We start from the raw sequence: 23,080 nt of genomic DNA, 5'->3' as shown, positions 1-23,080 counted from the left end.
GCCCTGTCCAGAGTTTAGTGTCGGTCCGTGACTCACCCGGGGCTTAAGCGGACGGAGACTCCGCATCAGCATTGCCGGTAGCCCAGCGATGGTAGCCGATCACAAACGGATCCAAGTCGCCATCGTCGAGAACGGCGTCGACGTTGCTGGTCTCCACGCCCGAGCGCAGGTCCTTGACCATCTGATACGGATAGAGCACGTAGCTGCGGATCTGGTTGCCAAAGCCAATCGTGGTCTTGGGACCGCGGATCTCGTCGAGCGCCTCGGCGCGCTTCTCGAGCTCAATCTCGTACAGGCGGGCCTTGAGAATCTGCATACACGCGGCCTTGTTCTGAATCTGGCTGCGCTCATTTTGGCAGGTCACTACAATGCCGCTGGGAAAATGCGTCACGCGCACGGCGGAGTCGGTGGTGTTGACGCCCTGGCCGCCCGGGCCGCTTGCGTGGTACACGTCGACGCGGATATCGTCGGGGTTGATCTCGATATCGATATCGTCGGGCAGCACCGGAATGACCTCGACGCCGGCAAACGTAGTCTGTCGACGCTTCTTATCATCGGTGGGGCTAATGCGCACCAAACGGTGAACGCCGGCCTCGGCACGAAGCATACCGAAGGCATCCTTGCCCTCAACGGTAAAGGTCGCGCGATCAATGCCAATGACCTCGGCAGCGGGGCAATCGTTGATGGTGACCTTCCAGCCGCGGCGTTGGCAGTACTTCATGTACATCTTAAAGAGCATGAAGGTCCAGTCCTGCGCCTCCAAGCCGCCCTGTCCGGGCTTGATGGTCACAATCGCGTCACCGTGATCGAACTCGCCGGTAAACCAGCTCGAAAGTTCGAGCTCATCGATGGCGCGTGCCAGACGATCAGCCGTGGCGGCAGCCTCCTCACGCAGTGCAGCGGCATCGGGGTCATCGCCCATTTCCTCGGCAAGTTCCAGCGCCGCGCGGGCGTCGGAGAGCTCGCCGCGCGCGGTATCCACGGCGGCGATATCCTCCTTGGCGCGCGCAATCTCTTCCATCGTGGCGCGAGCGGCATCGGCGTCGTCCCAAAAGCCGGGAGCGACGCTCTTGGCCTCAAGCTCGGTCACGTGGGTGCGCTTCTCGTCCAAATGAAGATACGACTCGACCTCGCCGAGCCGGTCCGCAAACGCGTCCAACTCGGCGGGCGTTACCTCTAAAGCATCCGCCATTAACGATTCCTGCCGTGGCAGTACTTGAACTTCTTGCCGCTGCCGCAAGGGCACGGTTCGTTGCGACCCACGTTGACATACGGGTCGTCGCTCTCGGACTTGCGGTAGGTGGTCACCTTAGCGCCGTTGTTGACAGCTGCCGGTCCGCCCTGGACGGCCGTGCGAGCCTGTGCCCGCGCCTCCTTGCGCAGGACCGAGTTGCCGTTGTCGCCATCGACGTCGGCGGGGCCGGAGAAGCGCGCGCCCTCGAGCGCGGGGTCCTCCTTGCGCTCCACAGCCTGCGGGGCGGCCTTGATCTCGATGCGCAGGACGGTGCGCAGGTAATCCTCGTACATGGTGTCAACGAGCATCTGGAAGGCACCATAGGCCTCAGTCTTGTACTCGACCAGCGGGTCGCGCTGACCAAAGCCGCGCAGGCCAATACCGGTCTTGAGATAGTCCATCTCCTGCAGGTAGTTCATCCAGCGGGTATCGATAACGCGCAACATAACCTGAGTATTGAGCTCGCGCATGAGGTCCTCGCCCAGGCGCTCGGCCTTCATGTTGTAGCACTTCTCGACGTAGGCCAGGACATCGGCAGCAAGGGCCTCGTAATCCTCGTCGGGGAACTTGGGCGTATCGATATGGCCGGTCAGCTCCACCACCCACTTGCGCAGGCCATCGAGGTCGCGCTCGCCGTCGTGGCTGTCCTTAGTGCAAAACTCCTGCACGCAGCGGTACACGGTGTCGTGCATGACCTCGGTGATGTGGTCGGTCAGGTCCTTACCGTCCAGAATCTTGTTGCGCTCGGCGTAGATAACCTGGCGCTGCTTGTTCATCACGTCGTCGTACTCAAGAACGCTCTTGCGCATGGAGAAGTTGATGCTCTCGACCTTGTGCTGAGCGCTCTCGACGGCCTTGGAGATGATCTTGTGCTGGATGGGCATGTCGTCGCCCATTTCTGCCGTGACCATCATCTTGGAGACGCGGTCCATCTTGTCGCCACCGAACAGGCGCATCAGATCGTCCTCGAGCGACAGGTAGAACTGGGTCTCGCCCGGATCGCCCTGACGGCCAGAACGGCCACGCAGCTGATTGTCGATACGGCGGGACTCATGGCGTTCGGTGCCGATGACGGTCAGACCGCCGGCGGCAAGCACGCGCTCGCGCTCGGCCTTGCAGGTCTCCTTGGCCTCGGCGTTAAACTGCTCGAGCTGCTCGGGCGTCACGTCCTCCATGGTCAGGCCCTCGTACTCCAGACGCTCGCGCACCAGCTCGTCGGGGTTGCCGCCCAGCAGGATGTCCGTACCACGACCGGCCATGTTGGTGGCGATGGTCACGGCGCCGTAACGACCGGCCTGGGCCACGATATGAGCCTCGCGCTCGTGGTGCTTTGCGTTGAGGACCTCGTGTGCGATGCCGCGCTTGGTAAGGGCTGCCGACAGCTTCTCGGAACTCTCGATGGAGACGGTACCGACCAGGACCGGCTGGCCCTTGGCGTGACGCTGCTCGACATCATTGGCAACGGCGTTGTACTTGGCCTGGATGGTGCGGTAGACCAGGTCCTCGTGATCGACACGCTGCACGGGCTTGTTGGAGGGGATGACCTCGACGGGCAGCTTGTAGATCTCGCGGAACTCGGCGTCCTCGGTAAGCGCCGTACCGGTCATGCCGGAAAGCTTGTCATACAGACGGAAGTAATTCTGCAGGGTGATGGTGGCAAGGGTCTGGTTTTCCTCGCGCACGAGCACGCCCTCTTTGGCCTCGATAGCCTGGTGCAAGCCCTCGGAGTAGCGACGGCCCTCCATGATGCGGCCGGTGAACTCATCGACAATCTTGACCTCGCCGTTGGTAACGACGTACTGCTTGTCGCGGTGGAACATGTATTGGGCCTTCAACGCCTGCTGCAGGTGGTTGACCAGCTGGCCCGAAAGGTCGGCGTAGATGTCCTCGATACCCAGGCGGCGCTCGATCTTCTTGAGGCCGCGCTCGGTGGCGGCAATGGTGTGCTTGGCCTCGTCCATGACGTAGTCGCCCGTGGGCTCCACGTCCTCGGTGGCGGTGAGCATATCGTGCGACACGTCCTCGCCGCGCTCCAGCCCGCGCACGGCGCGCGCGAAGTCCTTGTAGGTGCTGGCCGACTTGGTGCCGGCGCCCGAGATGATCAGCGGGGTCCTGGCCTCGTCGATCAGGATGGAGTCGACCTCGTCGACGATAGCGTAGCTGTGGCCGCGCTGGACGCGCTGCTCGGGGCGGGTGACCATGTTGTCGCGCAGGTAGTCAAAGCCAAACTCGGAGTTGGTGCCGTAGGTGACATCGGCCTGGTAGGCCGGGCGCTTAAGCTCGAGCGGCATGTTGTTCTGCAGCAGACCGACGGTCATGCCCAAATACTTGTAGATGCGGCCCATCCACTCGGAGTCGCGCTTTGCCAGGTAGTCGTTGACGGTAACGACATGCACGCCCTTGCCGGCGATGGCGTTAAGATAGCCGGCCAGGGTGGAGACGAGTGTCTTGCCTTCGCCGGTCTTCATCTCGGCGATATGACCTTCGTGCAGCGCCATGGCGCCGATGAGCTGTACGTCAAAGTGACGCATGCCCGTGATGCGCTTTGAAGCCTCGCGCACGGTGGCAAAGGCCTCGGGGAGCATGTCGTCAAGCGACTCGCCGTTAGCATAACGCTCGCGGAACTTATCGGTCTGGCCGCGAAGCTCCTCCTCGGTCATCTTCTCAAACTGAGGCTCAAGCCCGTTGATCTGGTCAACGATCTTGTAGTAGCGCTTAAGGTCCTTATCGGATCCAAAGGACAGCAGCTTTGACATGAATCCCATGTGGTTTTCCTTTTTTGGCCATCGCCCGTAGCGCACTGCACTGGGCGAGTTAAACACAGATAGTTGTACTTTAGCCAAACGGGACGCACGCTATACGCTCGACCTCATCCCCCACGTAATAACTACGACCGACCTGCCAAAAAGGGACGTTTTATTTTAGTGGCTACGGCCCAGATAGGCGCCGATAACTTTGCGCTGCTCGGCGCTCGCCCGATAGTAGACGCGAAGCTCGCCTTCGGCATTCAAATCAAAGCGCGTCTCGTCAATCAGGCCATTCTTGTGCGCGGTCATGAGCGCCTCCTGCATGCGCGGCCTTGCAAAGGCGGCAAACGATGCGTACTCGGCCGCGAGATCGGCCATCACATCGTCGACGCAAGCCTCGTCATGGCAAACAAAATAATCGAGCATGGCATAGTTAAGCGGAAGCATCCCGATCACCGTCCTTTTTAACCATGTCGAGGGGATTCACGGCGATCAGGCAAATGCCGACGAGGTTGACGACGGCCGCCACCCATGCGACGGACGGAAGCGCGTAGCCGTCAAAGCCCAAGACCAGGCCGACGATAATCCACGTAAACAGCGGCGCTGTAAAGGTATAGGTGCCGTTGATGGCCATGCCCAGCGCCGTGCCGCACATGGAGTTGGCGCGATACCAGCTCATAAACGAAAAGTAGGCGGCAAAACCGGAGCAGGCGAAAAACACGACGGAGGATTTGTCGGTGAGCGCTTGGGCGACAAGGACGTAACTCTGACCAAGGGGCTCTCCGCATGCCAAGGTTAGGGCCGGCAGTACCAAGCACAGGTTGCCGACGCCCGAGACAAGCTGACGGATGTTGATGGCGATCTGAGGATCGATCATGCAGGTGGCGCGGCCGCCCACGCATCCCTCGACGCCCCAGCACAGGGCGGCTAACAGCGCCAGGCCCAAGCCAAGCGGCATGCCGGAAGATGCCTGCCCGCTCAGGCCGGCGCTACCGATCATAGCGCCGGCGACCACGCAGACAACGATGCCGGTGACGACACGGGGGCTAAGTGGCTGTCGGTAGAGCACGCGGGCGAGCACCGCACCGATCGCGGGGTTGAGCGCGGCGATGGGCACGGCAAGCGTGCCTGCCTGCGAAAGCGCGATAACGTAGGCGGCAGAAGCGATGGGCCCGCCAATGAAGGCGGCGGCGATAACGATGACGCCGGGCTTTGAGGCGATGCAGCGGCCTAGGTCGGCGAGTTTGCCCTGACCGGCAGTGAAAAACGTGGCCCAGACGGCACTCAGCACGTCATTGACGCCCGAGGCGATTGTGGGCAAGATGAATACCGCCAAAAGGCCGGAGGGAGCAAATGCATCGAACCAACCGGCCCAAACGCCAAAGAGCTGACCGGCGGTAACAAAGGCCGTGTACAGCGCATACATACAGCTCGAAAGCGCCGCGACAGCGATACCCTTCCTAAAATAGGCAGCATCGAGCGCACGCTTCTTTGCCACCGCGAGCTCGCGATTGCCCAAGGACGTCGATGTGTCCACGTAGCCTCCTATCGGTTACCTGCCAAAAAGGGACAGGTTTATTTTGGCAGGTTTTATCTGGGCAAACGAAAAATCCCCACCGTTCGGTGCAAAGAGGACGTGCTACTTTGCGTCGATAAGAAAAGGGCCGTGCACCCAATTGGATGCACGGCCCTTTTGCCATGAATGCGAGCGATTCCTCGGCGAGCTATTTACTCAGCAGCCTCGGTGGTCTCGGCCTCGGCAGCGGCCTCCTCGACGGGAGCCTCTGCGGGAGCCTCGGCGGCCTGCTTGGCAGCCTCCTCGGCAAACTTAGCGGCACGCTTGGCCTTCTCGGCAGCCTTAGCCTCAGCGGCGGCCTTGCGAGCGGCCTCGGCCTCAGCAGCCTTGGCGGCCTTGGCAGCCTTGGCCTCCTCGGCCTTCTTGAGCTGGGCGGCAGCGGCGCCACCGAACTTGTCGGCGAAGCGCTGGACGCGTCCACCGGTGTCGACGAACTTCTGCTGGCCGGTGTAGAACGGGTGGCACTCGTTGCAAAGCTCGACCCTCATCTCGGACACGGTAGCGTGCGTCTTGAAGGTGTTGCCGCAGGAGCACGTCACCGTGCACTCGACATACTGGGGATGGATACCCTGCTTCATGGTAGGACTCCTTATTGGTCAGGCGCTGGTTACCGATCAGCGCATAAGGCGTCTTGGTTTCCGACCAAGACAACAAACTCGGCTATGTTACCACGGCGTCGAGCGTCCCACAAAAGGTTCACGGTCTTTACGCCGGAGCGCACAGGCAAATCTGCCCGATCGCGGCGCCAACAGAGCCGCCCGAGCTGTCCAGGGTGCCAAAAATACACCCTACGAGACAAGCGCTCCATGTTGCAGACGTGTAACGCCACAGCAAAGGTGCCCCTTTTTGCACGGGACAGGTACAATGATGAACACTGTACCGTAGCGGAGCGCCGCCGCGCGCCGCTAACACGCGAAAGGGTTTCCCATGGCCGAGATCTCGTCCTCCCGTATCGTCATCACCGTCCTTGGCAAGAACCGCCCCGGCATTGTCGCCGGCGTCACCCGCGTCCTGGGCGAAGCCAATGTCGACATCCGCGACATTACGCAGTCCATTATCGAGGACATCTTCACCATGACCATGCTGGCCGACACCGCCGAGTCCAAGCTCGACTTCGCCGAGCTGCAGAAGGCCCTGGCCGAGGCCGGCGAGCTTTCGGGCGTTAACGTGTCCATCCAGCGCGAGGACGTCTTTAACTTTATGTACCGCCTGTAGCGAACAGGCTGCGTGACGACGGCCCAACGTGCGCCCAGGCGCAACGTCGCCACATGGCCCGGAGAGGAGCGCACATGGCCTACGACGCCAAGAAAATCTATTACCGCTTCGACGACCACCTGAGCCGCTTGGTCTTGGACTACGAAGCAAGCCGCCAGATTTCGCCCGAAAGCGAAAATCTATACTACGGCCTGCCGACCAACCCTTATGACGAGGACCTGTTTGTCGAGCACGATGTCAAGCGCGGCCTGCGCAATGCAGATGGCTCGGGCGTGGTTGCGGGCCTCACTCGCATCTCGGATGTGCATGGCTACAACAAGGTCGACGGAAAGGTTGTGCCCGATCAGGGTAAGCTCACGCTTCGTGGCTACAGCATCGAAGATCTGGTCAACAATGCCCAGGCCGAGAACCGCTACGGCTACGAAGAAGTCGCCTACCTGCTCATCACGGGCTCTCTGCCCACCAAGGAAGAGCTTGACGGTTTTTGCGAACGCCTGGGTGCTTTTAGGCACCTGAGCGACGAATACGTCCGCGTGTTCCCCATGACCACGGTATCCTCGAGCATCATGAACGTGCTTCAGCGCGCCGTGTTGCTGCTCTATGCCTTCGATGCCGAGCCCGATGTAATCACACCCGAGCACGAGATCGACGTTGCCATTTCCATGCTGGCACGTCTGCCCCGCATCGCCGCTTTTGCGCACATGGCATCGATCGCAAAGTGCCACGGTTCGGAGATGCACGTGCCGCACCCCACGCCCGGTCTCTCCACCGCCGAGACCATTCTGCAGGTCCTGCGCGGCGGCATGGCGTTCACCCGCGACGAGGCCATGCTGCTCGACGTGATGCTCATGCTCCACGCCGAGCACGGCGGCGGTAACAACTCCACCTTCGCCTGCCGCGTGCTGTCGTCTTCGGCCACCGACCCGTATTCCGCCTACGCCGCGGCTATCGGCTCGCTCAAGGGCCCGCGTCACGGCGGTGCCAACTCCAAGGTCGTATCCATGCACGAGGACATTCGCGCGCATGTTTCCAACTGGGAAGACGATGACGAGGTCGCTGCATATCTGAGCAAGATTCTCGACAAGCAGGCCTTTGACGGCACGGGGCTCATCTACGGCATGGGGCACGCCGTCTACACGCTCAGCGACCCGCGTGCCGAGGTCTGCCGCCACTACGCACGTTCGCTCGCCGCCAAGAAAGATCTGGGCGAGGAATTCGCGTTGATCGAGCGCATCGAGCGCCTGGCGCCCCAGGTCATGCGCGACCACGGCATGACCAAGCCTATCTGCGCCAATATTGACCTGTACACGGGCTTTATCTACAAGATGCTCGGCGTACCCGAGACACTCTTTACGCCGATGTTCGCCGTGGCCCGCATGGCAGGCTGGTCGGCACACCGCATGGAAGAGCTCTTCTGCGCACACCGTATTATTCGCCCGGCATACCGTCCGGTGATCGAGCCACTGGAGTACAAGCCACTCGCCGACCGTTAGGACGCGCACCGTTATAGAACACGAGCGTGGCCAGGGCATCACCGCCCTCGGCCACGCTTTTTATGCCAGCAGAAAGGGCTGCATCGAATGATTGTTTTTTCCGATATGGATGGAACACTGTTGACGAGTGACAAGCAGATGAGCGACGCCACCTGGGCGATGCTCGACGAGCTCGCACGTCGCGGCATTGAGTTTGTACCGTGCACGGGGCGTCCGCTGTCGGGCGTCTTTGAGGCCATCCTCGCCCATCCTGCCGTGCACTACGCGGTCTGCGCCAATGGCGCTAGCGTCTGGCAGCTCGACGAGGATGTGCCCACCGATGCCTCACGCGCCACGCGCATATTGAGCCGACCGCTCGACCGCGCCATCGCCCACCGCGTCCATAGCATTGCCGCCGGCCACGATGTGACCTTCGATATCTTCGCGGACGGGCAGTGCTTCCTTCCCCGCTCGCTCTACACGCGCCTGGACGAATTCTGCGGCGGAGATCCTCACATCGCGGCTTCGCTCAAGCGCACGCGAACGCCGATCGACATGGATATCGACAGCAAAATCGACGAGGTCGAGGTGCTCGAACGCATCGCCATGTACTGGCACGACTCAGCCGACCGCGATGCTATCGTGGCGGCGCTCGACACACTCGAAGGCATTGAGGTCACGCGTTCGTACGCCATGAATATCGAGGTCATGGGCGAGGGCGCCACCAAGGGAACGGCATTGGCTTGGCTATGTGGGCATCTGGGCGAGCGTCTCGCCGACGCCTGGGCGTTCGGCGACAACATCAACGACATCCCCATGCTGCAGGCGGCGGGCCACGGTACGGCGATGATCAATGCCGAGCCCGAGGACCGCGAAGCCGCCGGCGCCATCACCGAATACGACAACGACCACGACGGCGTCGCCCGCGCCATCATGGCCGCCCTCGCCTAGCAGCAGCAACCCGGCAGGGTAGCTAATTTGGGACGGGGCTTTTTTAGCTACCCTGGTCACAGTAGTCGTTGGGGGCACTCTTCGCGGGGCGCTGCAAGGACTGTCCCCATCTGCCGAATTAGGCGAGACTCTCCAGCACGCGACGGAGCTCCTGCTGGACGGCGTGGTCGCGGTTGCACCCCACCACGCGATCGGCGACTGCCTTGAGCGCGGGGCGCGCGTTTTCCATCGCGCAGCCCGTGCCGACAAAGCGAATGATCTCGTAGTCGTTCATCGAGTCGCCAAACGCCATGACCTCGTCGCGTTCGACGCCATAGTGCTCCATGAGCTGTGCGATGCCCGAGGCCTTCGACACACCGGGCTGCATGGCATCGATCCACGCGTTGCCCGAAGGCGCAAAAGTAAAGAGCTGACCGAGTTCGCGCTGTAGCACGTAGGCGCTGTCCATAACGGCACAGTCATCGCAAAAGATACTCGCCTTGATGATATTTACGCTGGGATCGGGCAGCTCCCAAATGCGCTCGGCATTGGGAAGGTCCTTATCGACCTCGCGTACGAACTTGCACTCGTCATCGAGCAAAAAGGACTTGGTTCGGTCAAAGAGTGCAAGATGCAAATTGGGAAACGTCGCGACGGCCTGGGCGAGCTTTCGAATCGCCAGGTGCGAATACACCTCGCGGTCTACCATTTTGCCGTCGGCGTAGACCTGGGCACCGTTAGCTGCGACAAAGTCCATCTTGTCGCGAACGGGTGCAAAGAACTCGCACAGGCGATCGTAGCGGCGGCCTGACGATGCGGCAAAATGCACGCCATGCTCGCGTAGCGCCAAAATCAGTTCGTAGGTCTCGGGAGGCACCTGGCCGTTTTCGTCAAGCAACGTGCCGTCCATATCGGATGCAATCAGTTTAAACATAGAAAAGCTCCCTTCGGGCTTGCTGGAATCGAACGTGTATCCGATTCCAACGTACCCAAAGGGAGCTCAAATAAGACCCCGCAGTCATAAACGTTACATAGACCTGGCAAATAGCTCACGCGCGCCAGAGAGCCCACGGTCGCGGCGTCAGGCGACACGCCACCCCGACGGCTAGTCGTTTAAGAACGTCCCGATGATTAGTCGGCGTAGGTGAAGGTCGTGACGTCGAACATGCCCTCGGGGCGGATGCGGAGCGTCGGGATGACCGGCAGGGGCAGGAAGATGATGCCCATGATGGGGTCGAGCGGCGGCTCAATACCCATGGCGCGCGCCTTGACCATAAAGTCGTCGTGCTGCGCTGCGACATCCTCGGCCGTGCCCTCGCTCATCAGGCCACCGAGCGCCAGCGGAATGCGCGCCACGACCTCGCCGTTGCGCACCAGCACGTGACCGCCCTGGCCCACGGCCTCAACAGCAGCCATCATATCGGCGGCGTTGTCGCCCACCACGCACACGTTGTGCGAGTCGTGGCCGATCGTGGAGGCAATGGCACCACCGGTGATGGTGAAACCGCGCACCCAGCCGCGACCGATATGCTTGCCGACCAGGCCCAGGCCAGCGGGGCCGTCGCCGTCGACGCCCTCGGCCTGCAGCGACACGCCGCGGCCATGGCGCTCAATCAGCATAATGCGGCGCAAATCCTCGTCAGTCTCGGGACGAACCGTGCCCGTGATAGCCATGCCCGGGACTACATCGATAACGGCCTCGCCCGGTTTAAAGGCATAGTCGAACACGTCGAGCGAAAGCTTCGGCAGCTTAACAGAGGCGCGCAGCTCGTCGGCAAGGGCCGCAACCTCAGCCATCTCGGGTGCGATCTCGCCCACAAAGGTGCCATCCTGCGCCACCAGAGCACCGGCGGCATATACGCGATGCGGGGCCGTGGCAAACGTCAGATCGTTGAGCACCAGCAGGTCGGCACGCTTGCCCGGAGCGATGGCGCCGCGGAGCTCATGCGGATCGCGGCAACCGTGGTCCAGGCCAAAGGCCTCGGCCGTGGAAAGGGACGCCATGGAGATGGCGACCACCGGGTCGATGCCGGCCTCGATGGCCACGCGGCAGGCGTTGTCGATCATGCCGGTCGAAAGCGCATCGGAGGGAGCGCGGTCGTCGGTCGCAAAGCAGCAGCGGCGAGCACGGGCGGGGTTTTCCAGCAGCATAGGCGACAGGTTGGCAAGGTCATGGCTGCAGGTGCCCTCGCGCAGCATGACATACATGCCGCGGGATAGCTTGTCGAGCGCTTCCTCGGGAATCGTCGACTCGTGGTCGGCGATAATACCCGCCGCGGCATAGGCGTTGAGATCCTTGCCGGCAACAAGCGGAGCATGACCGTCAACCTGCTTGGACGGTGTCTGGTTGGCAGCATCGATGCGAGCGCAGGTCTCGGGGTCGGCCATAAAGACACCCGGCAGGTTCATCATTTCGCCCAGACCAAAGACGTCGCCCGGATGCTCGGCAAAAAACGCCTGCATATCGGCAGCGGTGATGACGGCACCGGCCTGCTCGTCGGGCAGTGCGGGCACGCACGAAGGCATCATGTACTTGATGGAGATGGGCGCGCGACAACCGTCCTCAATCATAAAGCGCAGGCCGTCTAGGCCGGAAACGTTAGCGATCTCGTGGCTGTCGGCAATAGCGGTGGTGGTACCACGCGTCGCAGCCATGCGCGCATACTCGGCGGGACGGATGTTCGAAGACTCAATATGCAAGTGTCCGTCAATAAAACCGGGTGCGAGATAGCGACCCTGACAGTCGATGACCTCAGCCGCCTCGTACGTACCAGCAGCGTCATCTCGACCATCGTAGAGAACACCGACGATCACGCCGTCCTTGACGGCGACGCTACCGGGCGCCACGCGCTGACCGTACACATCAACGATTTGTGCGTTGGTAAACAGTGTGTCGACGGGCACGCGGCCCTCGGCGGCATCGATCACAGACCTCATGACCTCAACGGACATACATACTCCTTTAACCGTAGAAAAAAAGCTGCGGAGCGGACAGACCTTCACCGCAGCAAGCCAATAGCCATTGTATGCCCAAACGATGGGCCAGCAATACGCCTCCTGCTTAACGGCACACACCACTTGGCGCAATGGGGACAGGCTGCTTTGTACCAAAAAGAAACGTCCCTAAGTGCCAACCAGGACAACGCCGTAGGTGGAGGACGGACAGCGAGCGGACTCCAGAGCGAACAAATTGGCATGAAAAGAGAACGGCATAGACCTTCTGGTCATGCCGTCCTCTTTGAATGACAAGTTGTCGCTCTGGTGCCCGCGCAGCGTCGACCGGTCCGCCGTTCGTTAGAACGGCGGAACTGAGGGCAGCGTCAAGCTGTTACGCGGTTTGGTAAAACCGCGTAACTAAATAAGCTTGAAGCCCTTGCGCTTGCCCACGGAGAGGGTGTCGCCCAGCTTGAGGGCACTGGGGTCGATGTTGTAGCTCTTGGGAGCCACGGCCTTGCCGTTGATCTTGACACCGCCGCCATCGATGTCGCGACGAGCCTGGCCGGCGCTGGCCGAAAGACCCAGGTCCTTGAGCAGGCCGGCAAGGTAAATCTGGCCTTCGTCGTTTACAGTCAGCTCAATATGCTTCTCGGGGAAGTCGGCGAGCTGGCCCTCCTTGAACACGCGGTCGAACTCGGCCTGAGCCTCGTCGCCGGCACCGGCGCCGTGGTAGGTGTCGCACAGGTCGCGGCCCAGAGCGCGCTTGAGCTCATAGGGATCGGCAGAGCCATCGGCCAGGGCAGCGTCGATCTTGTCGACCTCGGCCGGGGTGAGCGAGCTCGCCAGGCGGTAGTACTTGCCAATCATCTCGTCGGGGATGGACATGGTCTTGCCGAACATATCCTTGGGCGCGTCGGTCAGACCGATGTAGTTGCCATAGGACTTGGACATCTTACGGACGCCATCGGTGCCCTCGAGCAGCGGCATGGTGAGCGCGATCTGCGGCTCCATGCCCATCTTCTCCATGAGCTCACGGCCGGCGAGCAGGTTGAAAAGCTGGTCGGTGCCGCCCATCTCCACGTCAGCCTTGATCATGACCGAATCGTATGCCTGCATCACGGGATACAGGAACTCGTGCAGGGCGATCGGCGTCTGGGACTGATAGCGCTTGGTAAAGTCATCGCGCTCAAGAATGCGGGCGACGGTGAACTTGGAGCACACCTGCAGCAGACCGGCCAGGTCCATCGACAAGATCCAGTCGCCGTTGTGCACGATGGTGGTCTTCTCGGGGTCCAAGATCTTCATGGCCTGGCTCACGTAGGTCTCGGCGTTGGCCTCGATCTGCTCCTGAGAAAGCTGCGGGCGGGTGGAGTTCTTGCCCGAGGGGTCGCCGATCAGCGCGGTACCGTTGCCGATGATCAGGGTGACGTTGTGGCCCAGGTCCTGGAACTGGCGCATCTTGCGCAGGGGCACGGCGTGGCCCAGGTGCAGGTCGGGGCTGGTGGGATCGACGCCGAGCTTGATGTTGAGGGGCTCACCCTTCTCAAGCTTCTTACGAAGGTCGGCCTCGGGGACGATCTTCGCGGCGCCCGAGGTGATGATACGCATTTGCTCGTCAACAGACAGCATTGGGTATCCTCCTTTTGCTATAGCACCCTCGCCGAAAACGGCGGTGCTGGAAGTCCATAAACTCTCATATGATAACAAACTGACGCGACGCAGCACCTACGACAGGAAAATCCTCGTCCTGCCGCATGCGTCGATGGCAACTGGCAGACGTGTACCGTCACGCTCAACCAGATAGCGCGTCTGCCGGCGACGCAAGCAGTCGCGGCAACAGGCCTGTCCCGTCGCATCGGTGGCACAGACGCCCTCTGCGGTCAGCAGGCAGTGCTCGCACACCATGAGCTCGGGACGGTCGGTATCGACGGGGCCCAGGACGCCAGGACAGGCGGCAAGCTCGGCAACGCGTTTCGCATCGTGAGCGACAAGTTCGGCAGGCAAAAACACGCGCTGCGCCCCAAGCCCTCGCAACCAGGCGAGCGTTGCCCGGTTCGCACAGAACACCGGCGCCGCCACGTCAAAGGCGACGCGCAGTTCGCGAGCTATCGCCACTTGTCCCAGATTACGACAGACGATGCGGCCGGCACGCTGCATGAGCGACCGAGTCCGCTCGATATCGCCCACACGGCAGACCTCGTCGAGCACAACAGTCGCATCGGACAGGTCGAGCTCTTCGTTTGGGTCCTGGTCCATCAGCTGCCAGGCAAAGACCAAGCGAGCGGCGACAGACTCTGCAGGTTCTTCCGGCTGCGCGCCACCATCCATCAGAACGCCCGCAAACGGCAGCGTCTCGACAGCGCGTTTCGCAAGCGCGACCGCATCGGCCTCGGCCCGCATGCGCTCCAGTGCCGCCGCCGTTTGCTCAAGCACACCAGCGCTGCGAATCAGATACACTTCGCAGCCCGCGTCGACCTTGCGCTTGCAATGGACAACGATGCGCTCCCCCGCCGCGGCATCCACCGGGCAGGGAACTTGCGGCCAGCGTTTAGGTACATCGGGCCGAGCGTCGGCGCCCGGGTAAAACCTGATCTCGAGCGTATCGCCCGCCGCCACGGCGGCATCGAGCTCGACGGTCACCTCCTCGTGTCCCACGGCAACCAAACGGCCCACATGCACGCCCTGGTTGATCGCGCGTTCAAAACTCATAAGCTCCGCGCCCGAGCGGCCTCGCAGATACGCGTCGGTAAACCCGCGGTTAAACGACCTTCCCAACTCACGTTCGAGCGCCCGCACGGCATCGGGATCCCACGCGCCATCACGCAGCATATCGAGCGCCCGGCGCCACGCCCGCACCACGTTGTAGACGTAGTCGGGGTTCTTCATACGCCCCTCGATCTTGAGCGACGCCACCCCGGCAGCAACAAGCTCGGGTAAATGAGCAATGCCCAGATAGTCACGCGAGCAGAGCAGACGATCGCCTTCGACGGCAACGACGCTCTCCCCAGCCTCATCCACCAAATCGTATGCCAGGCGGCACGGCTGCGTGCAGTCGCCACGCATCGCCGACCGTCCGCGCCGCAGGGCCGAAAACTCGCACGCGCCCGAATAGCCAATGCATATGGCACCATGGCAGAACACCTCGATGGGCACACCGGTAGCGCAGAGCGTCACAATCTCTGCCACGGTCAGCTCGCGCGCCGTCGTCACGCGCTCGACCCCCAACTCGTCAGCCGCCAAACGCACGGCCCCCTTGCTATGGACGCCCGCTTGGGTGGACAGATGAATCTCGACCCCCGGAATTGCCGCATGCAGCGCGCGGGCTAGGCCCGCATCTGCCACGATCAGTGCATCGGCGCCCAGCGCATGCGCATGTGCCCCCAGTGCCACGGCTTCGGACAGGTCGTCGTCGAACACGAATACGTTGAGCGTCACGTACACGCGCGCACCATGGGCGTGCGCCACGGCACACCCGCGCGCAAATTCGTCATCACTAAACCCGTGCGCACTCACGCGGGCGTTAAATCCGCTCAACCCGGCATAAATGGCATCGGCACCTGCCGCGATCGCGGCGAGCATCTGATTGAGCCCGCCAGCCGGAGCCAACAGCTCGGGCAGTGCCAGCCCCGATGTTGGCGTCCCATTCCCGCATTGTCTGCTAGGCTCAGTCGCCCAAATCGCCATCGGCAAACTCCTTACCAAGGTATGCAATCGCTCTGTTAATTGCCGTCAACCAGCATACACGAGGCTTCGCGCGGCTCGATTGGTTTATCGTGTAATAACTTATGTCCATCCTGCCCGACGCACACCCGCCGCCTGGCACGACATACTTGGAGGTCAACATATGGGTCCTCGCCAACGACAGGGACACGGTCGCTCTAAGACGCACGTCCTGCCCGTCATCCTGCTTTCGCTTTTGGGCTTTTTGCTCATCGCGGGCGTAGCATTTGGCATCGGCATGATCGGCAACGTCAACCGCTGGCTGTCCGACCTGCCCGACTACACCGACGCCAACGCCTATCTGGTCAGCGAGCCCACCGAGATTGTTGACTGCAACGGCAACAAGATCGCCAGCTTCTATACCCAAAACCGCAAGTCCATCACCAAGGACCAGGTCTCCCCGTACGTCCTGCAGGGCACGATCGACGTCGAGGACGAGCGTTTCTACGAGCACGGCGGCATCGACCTCTTGGGCATCGCGCGTGCCTCGGTGGCAACCCTTGCCGGCGGCCACGAAGGAGCCTCGACCATCACCCAGCAGCTGGTGCGCAACACCATCCTGCAGGAGGAGCAGTTCGACTCGACCATCGAGCGTAAGGTGCGCGAGGCCTATATCGCCATCAAGATGGAGGACATGTACTCCAAAGACGAGATCCTCATGATGTACCTCAACACCATTTACTATGGCCACGGCGCCTATGGCATCGAGGCCGCCGCCGAGACCTACCTCTCCAAGAGTGCTTCCGACCTCACCCTGAGCGAGGCCGCGCTGCTCATCGGTCTGCCCAACTCGCCTTCGCAGTACGACCCCACGGTCAATCCCGACCTGGCGCTTTCCCGCCGCAATAAGGTGCTCGACAACATGCTGCGCCTGGGCCACATCACGCAGGAAGAGCACGATGCCGCGCAGGCTGAGCCCATCACCCTCAACGTGACCGAGATCTCGGGCAGCGGCGTCGATGTGTACTCACAGCCCTACTTTGTCTCCTATGTCAAGCAGCTGCTCGAGCAGGAGTTCTCCACCGACGTGCTCTTTAAGGGTGGCCTGACTGTTAAGACCACCATCGACCCCACCATGCAGCAGGTAGCCGAGGAGGCTGTGCGCTCACAGCTCGACACGCTTTCGCTCGATGGCCTGGACATGGGCATGGTTGTCGTTGACCCCAAGACCGGCTACATCAAGTGCATGGTGGGCGGCTACGACTACAACGCCGACGAGAATCACGTGAACCACGCTACGGCAAAGCGCCCCGTGGGCTCCACGTTTAAGGCCTTTACGCTGGCAACTGCCATCCAAAACGGCATGAACCCCAACGTCAGTCTCAACTGCAACTCGCCACTCAAGGCCAAGGGCACCACGACCGAGGTGCAAAACTATGGCAACCAGAGCTATGGCAACATCACGCTTAAGCAGGCAACGGCATACTCATCCAACACCGGCTACATTCAGGTGGCCGAAGCCATCGGCAATGACAAGATCATGTCGCTCGTCAAAAAGCTCGGCATCGATCCCGCCAAGGACAATATCGAGGACGTTCCCGTCATGACGCTCGGCACCGGGTCCATCTCACCGCTCGAGATGGCATCGGCCTACGCCGCTTTTGCCAACGGCGGCTATTATCGCCAGCCGATCGCCATCACCGAGATCGACTCGCGTACCGGCTCGGTTCTGTACCAGCACACCGACAATCCCACGCGGGTGCTCACCGAAGGCGAGGCTGCCGCGGTTACCGACGTTCTATCCGGCGTCATGCAGGGCAGCGGCACGGGTGCCGCCGGCGCGCTGAGCGTCAACCAGCCCTATGCCGGCAAAACGGGCACCACTGACAACACCACCAACCTGTGGTTCTGCGGCTACACGCCGCAACTGGCATGCGCCCTGTGGACCGGTTATTCCGCAGGCGAGATTCCCATCCAAAAGTACGGTTCGGACCTGCTGGGCGACAGCACCAACCTGCCCGTCTTTAAGAAGTTCATGAACACCGTTCTTGCGGGCGCCGAGCGCGAGGAGTTCCCGACCGGAACGGCTCCCACGTACAAGAACAATAACGTCTGGAAGTTCTACGGCACAAACAACAAGAAGAAGGAAGAGGGCGAGGATAAGGACGAAGACGAGGAAGAAGAGGAGGAGACCACCGGCGGGAGCGGCAACGAGGGCGGTAACACCGGCGGCGAAGGCGATGCCGGCGGTACCACCCCTACTCCCGACCCCAGCCCCGACCCCAGCCCCAGCCCCAGCCCCGACCCTGGCCCGACCCCCGATCCCAGCCCTAGCCCGACCCCCGATCCCTCCACAGATCAGTAGATAGCAAAGCGCCCGAGCAGCTCAAATGCTCGGGCGCTTTTTGCTGGGACATACATGGCATATCGCGCGCAATCGAGATGCCACGACAGGAGCGTCACAAAAAGGGCGTCAGCTCAAAACCGACGCCCCTGTATTTCCACCGTCTTAGCTGGCGTTGTTTACGCGCGTAAAGCTATTTACGCGCGGCACTGAGCTTGTTAATCAGCGCTTCGAGGCGTTCGCCATCCTCGGCAGTCTGAGCGATAACCAAAATCGTGTCATTGCCGGCAAGCGATCCGAGCACATCGGGCAGCTCGGCCGCATCGACAGCCGCGGCAATGCCCGAGGCGGTGCCGGGCTGAGCCTTAATCATAACCAAGTTGTCGGTGCGCAACACACCGGTAACCAGCTCGGAGACCATGCGCTGCAGGTGCAGGTCCTCAGCCAGAACATAGATGCCCTCGGGCAGTTTGCGCAGCCCCATATCGGCGATGTCGCGCGAAACCGTCGCCTGCGTGCAATCAAAGCCCATGGCGCGGAGTTCGTCCACCAGCACGCGCTGCGTACGCACGTCTTTATTGCGCACGATATCTCTGATGGCATCCTGGCGCCCGTTGCGTTTTTTAGCCATATAAAACCTCACTCCATAGATGGCGAAGACAATCTATCAGTGATTGAATAGTTTAGCGCTATTTGAGGCTATTTGTGAATAAGAACGCATTTCGAAACAATTCTATGCAAATTATTTGCGAATATGCCACAGCTAGGCTATCCTTGCGCCCGTTCTGTTCAAAAAAGCAGCCAGATGCGCATACATAACGCAGCGCATAGGCTTAACGTTGGCAATCGGCCCAAACAAAAGTCCAAGGCCTCGGCGCTCTCCCTTAAGGGCCACCGCCATCTGGCGGGTCCGCACGTCATTGAGCATATCACGCAATCGTGCCGTGCGCTCAATTGAAGACACCCCATGGGGGCTCAGGCACAAATTCTCGATACAAGCAACCAAGCGGCCATAGTAAAACCGTTGGCAGGCCAGCTTTAGATGGTTATCGTCATCTATTGCGTCAAATGGCACGCAAAGCTCTTCAAGCGCCTTGGCGTCATCGGAAAGTCGCGAGAACATGGTGGGGTCGAATGAATCCGCGACCGATGGCGCGGCCGTATGGAAACAAGCTTCGGCGCACCCAAATACGCGTTCCGCATGCGAAAGGGCAGGCGCCAAAAAGTCGATCGCACGATACGACTCGGCATGCTGCAGACACAACTCAAACAGGGCGCGTTCATACATCACGCCGGAATGTTGACAAACCAGACCGCTCTCGACCAGCTTGGCCAGGCCTGAAGCCCGGTCTCCATCGTCGGCAAAGGCAATGGATTGCGCGTCCAACATACGAGAATGGCGTTCCCGATGCGTATCGTAGCGATCGAGCGACACCGAGGGAAATACGATATCTGCCGAGGTCTCACAAGCGACATCGAGCATTGCCAAAAACGCGTGCGGCGCAAACCACTCATCGGCGCTCATTGCGATAATGTGGGCCCCGCGCGAAGCGGCAAAACCCTCGCGAAGGCAAGCTCCGCTCGACGGATCGTCAACGTCTATCAAATCGATGTGAATATCTCTGCCCGCGGCAACATCGAGCGAATGACGAACGCCCGGCGCAGCGTTGCGACATGCAACGACAATCTGCATATCGTAGAGGTCTTGGTTTTGGACGCTTTCGAGTGCACGCATCGCGTAGCTGGGCGAACCCTCCACAACAAGGATCACCGAAAGTCGCGGAAGCGAGCCACGTCGAAGCAAGTTATCCATCCTCTCGACAGCAATAATCAACTGCCGTTCATGGTACACCCCGGCAATAAACGCAATGAGTCGCCTGATGCGCTGCACGCCAAGAACAGATGTTGCACACGGCTCGCCCACACGAGCAGCATACTTAGATGGCTCTCGCTTCTCCCCTATTCGAGCGCGACGAGCTCGGTGGGGTCATAATCTACGCCCATAAAGGTAAGGCCGCACGCCGGCGCCGTGGGACCCGCAGCAGTACGATCGCAAGCGTCAATCACCTCGCGCATCCACTCGGGATCGCGGCGATGCATGCCGATCTCGACGAGCGTTCCCACGATGGTGCGCACCATCGAATGCAAAAACGCATTGCCCTCGATGGTAAACGTGAGGATATCCTCGCCAAAGGCGACCTCGTGGCCAAACTCGGCACGCATCACGCAACGATGCGTTGGCTTGCCCACGGCAGAAGCGACCTTACAAAAGCTCTTAAAGTCCTGTTCGCCCAAAAGCGCTGGGCAGGCGGCTGCCATCGCATCCACGTCCAAAGGATAACGATGCCACCATACCGCACCACGCGATAGCACCGGACGCGCATCGCGATCGGCAATGCGGTAGGTATAGGTCCGAGAACGTGCGTCAAAACGCGCAGAAAAGCCCTTACGGGCCTTGTAGACCTCATTAACGGCGATATCTTTGGGCAGCAGCGCATCCATAGCTCGCAGCCACCTGCGGCGTGTTAAAGCGAGCTCTGCGTCCGTAACGGGCACGCTGATGTATTGGGCCACCGCATGCACCCCTGCATCGGTGCGCCCGGCACACGTCAAATCGACTGAGCGGCGCAAGAGCGTCTCTATGGCAAGACGCAGCTCTCCGGCAACCGTCGTCTGCCCCGGCTGCTCGGCAAATCCGCTATAGGACGAGCCGTCATAGGCAACACGAAACACCAACGTGGCATCGAGCTCTGGAGTCAAATTGAAATCAGACGGCGCGGTCATGGGCGCTCCCAACAAACAAACAACGATATCGCGACAAAAAAAGAGGGGTACGCGAACGTACCCCTCGAATATAGCCTATGCAGACGAATTGTCTACTCAGCGGTCTCCTCAGCAGGAGCCTCCTCGGCAGCGGTCTCCTCGACAGCCTCGACCTTCTTGGGAGCAGCGGCCTTCTTGGGGGCCGGAGCAGCCTTCTTGGCCTTGGGCGTGCAAGGCTCGGTGACGAGCTCCATGATAACGATGGGAGCGTTGTCGCCCTTACGGTTACCGAGCTTCATGATGCGGGTGTAACCACCGTTGCGATCCTGCCACATGCCCTGAGCAGCCTTGTCGAAGATTTCGGCAACGAGCTGCTTATCGCCAAGCTTGGCGATAGCCAGACGACGAGAGTGCAGGTCGCCCTTCTTGGCCCAGGTGATGATCGGCTCGACAACCGAACGCAGCGCCTTAGCGCGGGTCTCGGTGGTCTTGATGCGGTCGTTCTCGAAGAGGGCCTTGGCCAGGCTCTTCTTCATGGCCTTGGTGTGGCTCGCATCGGTGCCGAGCTTCAGGCCCTTCTTAACGTTGTGACGCATGGTCTAGTTTCTCCTCAAATATGCGAAGCATTAAGCCTTCAGGCTCAGGCCCATGGACTCAAGCTTGTCCTTCACTTCCTCGATCGACTTAACACCGAAGTTGCGGATGTTCAGAAGATCGTTCTCCGAGAACTCAACGAGCTGACGGACCGAGTGAATGCTGGCACGCTTAAGGCAGTTGTAGGAACGGACAGAAAGGTCCAGATCCTCGATCTGCTTGTCCAGCTCGGCGTTGTCGTTGGTGACCTCGGGAGCGAAGATCGAAACCTCCTCCTCGACCTCGGGGGTCTCGGCAAGGTTCATAAAGGCAGCCATATGCTGGTTGATGATATTGGCAGCCTGGACCACGGCGTCGCGCGGGGCGATGGAGCCGTTGGTCTCGATCTCGAGGACAAGGCGGTCGTAGTCGGTGTGCTGACCGACACGGCAAGCCTCAACGAGCTTGGCGCAACGGGATACCGGCGAGTACAGCGAGTCGACGTGGATCACACCGATGGGATCGTTGTCGCGCTTGTTGGCCTCGCCAGAGACATAGCCGCGGCCATAGCCGATGCGCATGCTCATGGTGAGATGGCCACCCTCGGTAAGCGTAGCGATGTGCTGCTCGGGGTTGACCAACTCAAACTCGGACGGAATAAAGAAGTCCGCACCGGTGACCTCGCAGGGGCCGTCAACCGAGATGGTGGCGGTCGCCTCGTCGGTCGTGCCGAGAGCCCTGAAGACAAGACCCTTGACATTCAGGACGATGTCAGTGACATCCTCGACCATGTTAGGGATGGTCATGAACTCGTGCTGCGCACCATCGATCTGAATAGCCTCGACGGCGGCACCCTCGAGCGAGGACAGAAGAACGCGACGCAAGGAGTTGCCCAGCGTATCGCCGTAACCGCGCTCGAGCGGCTCGACGGAGACACGAGCAGACGTCTCGTTGATCTCTTCGACCTGAACCTGAGGCCTAATGAATTCTGACATGTATTACCTCCAGCCTCAGCAGCCCGGATGGACTACTTAGAGTAGAGCTCGACGATGAGCTGCTCGTTGATATCACCGCTGATCTGCTCACGCGTCGGCAGAGCGAGCACGTTACCAGACAGCTTCTCGATATCGACCTCAAGCCAGCCAGGGACCTCAAAGCGCTCGGAGGAAATCAGAGCCTCCTTGATGGGGAGGAGGTCACGGAACTTCTCGCCGACAGCGACGACGTCGCCGGCCTTGACGCGGTAGGACGGGATGTCCACGCGCTTGCCGTTCACGGTGAAGTGACCGTGGCGGACGGACTGACGAGCCTCTTTACGGGTGCGAGCGAAGCCAAGACGGAAAACAACGTTGTCGAGGCGAGACTCAAGGATGATCATGAGGTTCTCACCGGTGACGCCGTTCATCTTACGGGCCTTGTTGAAGTAGCCGTGGAACTGCTTCTCCAGAACGCCATAGATGAACTTGACCTTCTGCTTCTCGCGCAGCTGCATGCCGTACTCAGATTCCTTGCGACGGCGCTTGGGCTGACGGATAGATTCCTTCTTGCTGCTGTAACCGAGCTCAGCGGGATCGATCCCGAGCTGACGGCAGCGCTTAAGAACAGGAGTCCTGTCGATTGCCATATTGA

The 23,080-nt window shown here is 60.8% G+C and carries 19 protein-coding genes; 4 read left to right on the top strand and 15 right to left on the bottom strand.

Annotation, left to right across the window (positions count from 1 at the left end; translation table 11 throughout):
- Window positions 1–43: 43 nt before the first annotated feature.
- The 5 genes from prfB to rpmE form a co-directional block, all read right to left on the bottom strand.
- A complete protein-coding gene (prfB, locus tag ACQRCA_RS01265) occupies window positions 44–1,192 on the bottom strand; it encodes a peptide chain release factor 2 (RefSeq protein WP_427717736.1) in 1,149 nt (382 codons plus the stop codon).
- Window positions 1,192–3,999, bottom strand: coding sequence for a preprotein translocase subunit SecA (gene secA, locus ACQRCA_RS01260; protein ID WP_154516012.1), 2,808 nt, complete (start codon window positions 3,997–3,999; stop codon window positions 1,192–1,194). Before secA ends, prfB begins: the two co-directional genes overlap by 1 nt.
- 156 nt (window positions 4,000–4,155) lie before the next feature.
- A complete protein-coding gene (locus ACQRCA_RS01255) occupies window positions 4,156–4,428 on the bottom strand; it encodes a hypothetical protein (protein WP_427717734.1) in 273 nt (90 codons plus the stop codon).
- Entirely contained in the window at window positions 4,415–5,518 is a 1,104-nt protein-coding gene (locus ACQRCA_RS01250; RefSeq protein ID WP_427717732.1) for a hypothetical protein, read from the bottom strand. Before ACQRCA_RS01250 ends, ACQRCA_RS01255 begins: the two co-directional genes overlap by 14 nt.
- A gap of 191 nt (window positions 5,519–5,709) precedes the next feature.
- On the bottom strand, window positions 5,710–6,135 hold the full coding sequence (gene rpmE / locus ACQRCA_RS01245) for a 50S ribosomal protein L31 (protein WP_154516018.1): 426 nt from the start codon (window positions 6,133–6,135) through the stop codon (window positions 5,710–5,712).
- Between the two features lie 349 nt (window positions 6,136–6,484).
- Between rpmE and ACQRCA_RS01240 the strand changes: the two genes are divergently transcribed.
- The 3 genes from ACQRCA_RS01240 to ACQRCA_RS01230 all read left to right on the top strand — a co-directional run bounded on the left by ACQRCA_RS01240 (window position 6,485) and on the right by ACQRCA_RS01230 (window position 9,195).
- The gene (locus ACQRCA_RS01240; RefSeq protein WP_006235289.1) at window positions 6,485–6,772 is read left to right on the top strand and encodes an ACT domain-containing protein; all 288 of its coding nucleotides are present in this window, start codon (window positions 6,485–6,487) and stop codon (window positions 6,770–6,772) included.
- A gap of 74 nt (window positions 6,773–6,846) precedes the next feature.
- A complete protein-coding gene (locus ACQRCA_RS01235; protein WP_427717729.1) occupies window positions 6,847–8,265 on the top strand; it encodes a citrate synthase in 1,419 nt (472 codons plus the stop codon).
- Between the two features lie 87 nt (window positions 8,266–8,352).
- On the top strand, window positions 8,353–9,195 hold the full coding sequence (locus tag ACQRCA_RS01230; protein ID WP_427717727.1) for a Cof-type HAD-IIB family hydrolase: 843 nt from the start codon (window positions 8,353–8,355) through the stop codon (window positions 9,193–9,195).
- A 118-nt stretch (window positions 9,196–9,313) separates the two neighbouring features.
- Here ACQRCA_RS01230 and ACQRCA_RS01225 read toward each other — a convergent pair whose 3' ends face one another.
- The 4 genes from ACQRCA_RS01225 to ACQRCA_RS01210 all read right to left on the bottom strand — a co-directional run bounded on the left by ACQRCA_RS01225 (window position 9,314) and on the right by ACQRCA_RS01210 (window position 15,795).
- The gene (locus ACQRCA_RS01225) at window positions 9,314–10,108 is read right to left on the bottom strand and encodes a Cof-type HAD-IIB family hydrolase (protein ID WP_427717724.1); all 795 of its coding nucleotides are present in this window, start codon (window positions 10,106–10,108) and stop codon (window positions 9,314–9,316) included.
- 197 nt (window positions 10,109–10,305) lie between these two features.
- Entirely contained in the window at window positions 10,306–12,126 is a 1,821-nt protein-coding gene (locus ACQRCA_RS01220) for an adenine deaminase (protein ID WP_427717722.1), read from the bottom strand.
- 402 nt (window positions 12,127–12,528) lie between these two features.
- Window positions 12,529–13,740: a tyrosine--tRNA ligase gene (tyrS, locus tag ACQRCA_RS01215; RefSeq protein ID WP_427717719.1), complete on the bottom strand. Its 1,212-nt coding sequence runs from the start codon at window positions 13,738–13,740 to the stop codon at window positions 12,529–12,531.
- A gap of 96 nt (window positions 13,741–13,836) precedes the next feature.
- Window positions 13,837–15,795 (bottom strand): U32 family peptidase, encoded by a 1,959-nt coding sequence (locus ACQRCA_RS01210; protein ID WP_427717717.1) that lies wholly within the window; start codon window positions 15,793–15,795, stop codon window positions 13,837–13,839.
- Window positions 15,796–15,955: 160 nt separating this feature from the next.
- Here ACQRCA_RS01210 and ACQRCA_RS01205 point away from each other — a divergent pair, with 160 nt between their 5' ends.
- Window positions 15,956–18,136 (top strand): transglycosylase domain-containing protein, encoded by a 2,181-nt coding sequence (locus tag ACQRCA_RS01205; RefSeq protein ID WP_427717715.1) that lies wholly within the window; start codon window positions 15,956–15,958, stop codon window positions 18,134–18,136.
- Window positions 18,137–18,308: 172 nt separating this feature from the next.
- Here ACQRCA_RS01205 and ACQRCA_RS01200 read toward each other — a convergent pair whose 3' ends face one another.
- From ACQRCA_RS01200 to rpsD, 6 genes are all read right to left on the bottom strand, one after another.
- Complete coding sequence (locus ACQRCA_RS01200) at window positions 18,309–18,746, bottom strand: arginine repressor (RefSeq protein WP_154516043.1); 438 nt, start codon at window positions 18,744–18,746, stop codon at window positions 18,309–18,311.
- A 132-nt stretch (window positions 18,747–18,878) separates the two neighbouring features.
- On the bottom strand, window positions 18,879–20,039 hold the full coding sequence (locus ACQRCA_RS01195; protein WP_427717712.1) for a glycosyltransferase: 1,161 nt from the start codon (window positions 20,037–20,039) through the stop codon (window positions 18,879–18,881).
- 35 nt (window positions 20,040–20,074) lie between these two features.
- On the bottom strand, window positions 20,075–20,899 hold the full coding sequence (gene truA / locus ACQRCA_RS01190) for a tRNA pseudouridine(38-40) synthase TruA (protein WP_427717709.1): 825 nt from the start codon (window positions 20,897–20,899) through the stop codon (window positions 20,075–20,077).
- A gap of 92 nt (window positions 20,900–20,991) precedes the next feature.
- Complete coding sequence (rplQ, locus tag ACQRCA_RS01185) at window positions 20,992–21,474, bottom strand: 50S ribosomal protein L17 (RefSeq protein WP_271742473.1); 483 nt, start codon at window positions 21,472–21,474, stop codon at window positions 20,992–20,994.
- A gap of 30 nt (window positions 21,475–21,504) precedes the next feature.
- Window positions 21,505–22,446: a DNA-directed RNA polymerase subunit alpha gene (locus ACQRCA_RS01180; RefSeq protein WP_154516055.1), complete on the bottom strand. Its 942-nt coding sequence runs from the start codon at window positions 22,444–22,446 to the stop codon at window positions 21,505–21,507.
- Window positions 22,447–22,478: 32 nt separating this feature from the next.
- The gene (gene rpsD / locus ACQRCA_RS01175) at window positions 22,479–23,075 is read right to left on the bottom strand and encodes a 30S ribosomal protein S4 (protein ID WP_006235275.1); all 597 of its coding nucleotides are present in this window, start codon (window positions 23,073–23,075) and stop codon (window positions 22,479–22,481) included.
- Window positions 23,076–23,080 lie beyond the last annotated feature (5 nt).

This window comes from Collinsella sp. SGI.095 (assembly GCF_050314535.1).
Lineage (GTDB): Bacteria > Actinomycetota > Coriobacteriia > Coriobacteriales > Coriobacteriaceae > Collinsella.
Note: the sequence above shows the minus strand (reverse complement) of the source record. Positions and strands in the feature narration are given on the sequence as shown.

Excerpts from the sequence above, each read along its gene's own strand:
- ACQRCA_RS01235 (WP_427717729.1), top strand. The coding sequence starts at position 6,847 with ATGGCCTACGACGCCAAGAAAATCTATTACCGCTTCGACGACCACCTG.
- ACQRCA_RS01210 (WP_427717717.1), bottom strand. The coding sequence starts at position 15,795 with ATGGCGATTTGGGCGACTGAGCCTAGCAGACAATGCGGGAATGGGACG.
- tyrS (WP_427717719.1), bottom strand. The coding sequence starts at position 13,740 with ATGCTGTCTGTTGACGAGCAAATGCGTATCATCACCTCGGGCGCCGCG.
- secA (WP_154516012.1), bottom strand. The coding sequence starts at position 3,999 with ATGGGATTCATGTCAAAGCTGCTGTCCTTTGGATCCGATAAGGACCTT.
- ACQRCA_RS01200 (WP_154516043.1), bottom strand. The coding sequence starts at position 18,746 with ATGGCTAAAAAACGCAACGGGCGCCAGGATGCCATCAGAGATATCGTG.
- ACQRCA_RS01225 (WP_427717724.1), bottom strand. The coding sequence starts at position 10,108 with ATGTTTAAACTGATTGCATCCGATATGGACGGCACGTTGCTTGACGAA.
- prfB (WP_427717736.1), bottom strand. The coding sequence starts at position 1,192 with ATGGCGGATGCTTTAGAGGTAACGCCCGCCGAGTTGGACGCGTTTGCG.
- rpsD (WP_006235275.1), bottom strand. The coding sequence starts at position 23,075 with ATGGCAATCGACAGGACTCCTGTTCTTAAGCGCTGCCGTCAGCTCGGG.
- ACQRCA_RS01205 (WP_427717715.1), top strand. The coding sequence starts at position 15,956 with ATGGGTCCTCGCCAACGACAGGGACACGGTCGCTCTAAGACGCACGTC.
- ACQRCA_RS01180 (WP_154516055.1), bottom strand. The coding sequence starts at position 22,446 with ATGTCAGAATTCATTAGGCCTCAGGTTCAGGTCGAAGAGATCAACGAG.
- ACQRCA_RS01220 (WP_427717722.1), bottom strand. The coding sequence starts at position 12,126 with ATGTCCGTTGAGGTCATGAGGTCTGTGATCGATGCCGCCGAGGGCCGC.
- rpmE (WP_154516018.1), bottom strand. The coding sequence starts at position 6,135 with ATGAAGCAGGGTATCCATCCCCAGTATGTCGAGTGCACGGTGACGTGC.
- ACQRCA_RS01230 (WP_427717727.1), top strand. The coding sequence starts at position 8,353 with ATGATTGTTTTTTCCGATATGGATGGAACACTGTTGACGAGTGACAAG.
- ACQRCA_RS01240 (WP_006235289.1), top strand. The coding sequence starts at position 6,485 with ATGGCCGAGATCTCGTCCTCCCGTATCGTCATCACCGTCCTTGGCAAG.
- truA (WP_427717709.1), bottom strand. The coding sequence starts at position 20,899 with ATGACCGCGCCGTCTGATTTCAATTTGACTCCAGAGCTCGATGCCACG.
- ACQRCA_RS01255 (WP_427717734.1), bottom strand. The coding sequence starts at position 4,428 with ATGCTTCCGCTTAACTATGCCATGCTCGATTATTTTGTTTGCCATGAC.
- rplQ (WP_271742473.1), bottom strand. The coding sequence starts at position 21,474 with ATGCGTCACAACGTTAAGAAGGGCCTGAAGCTCGGCACCGATGCGAGC.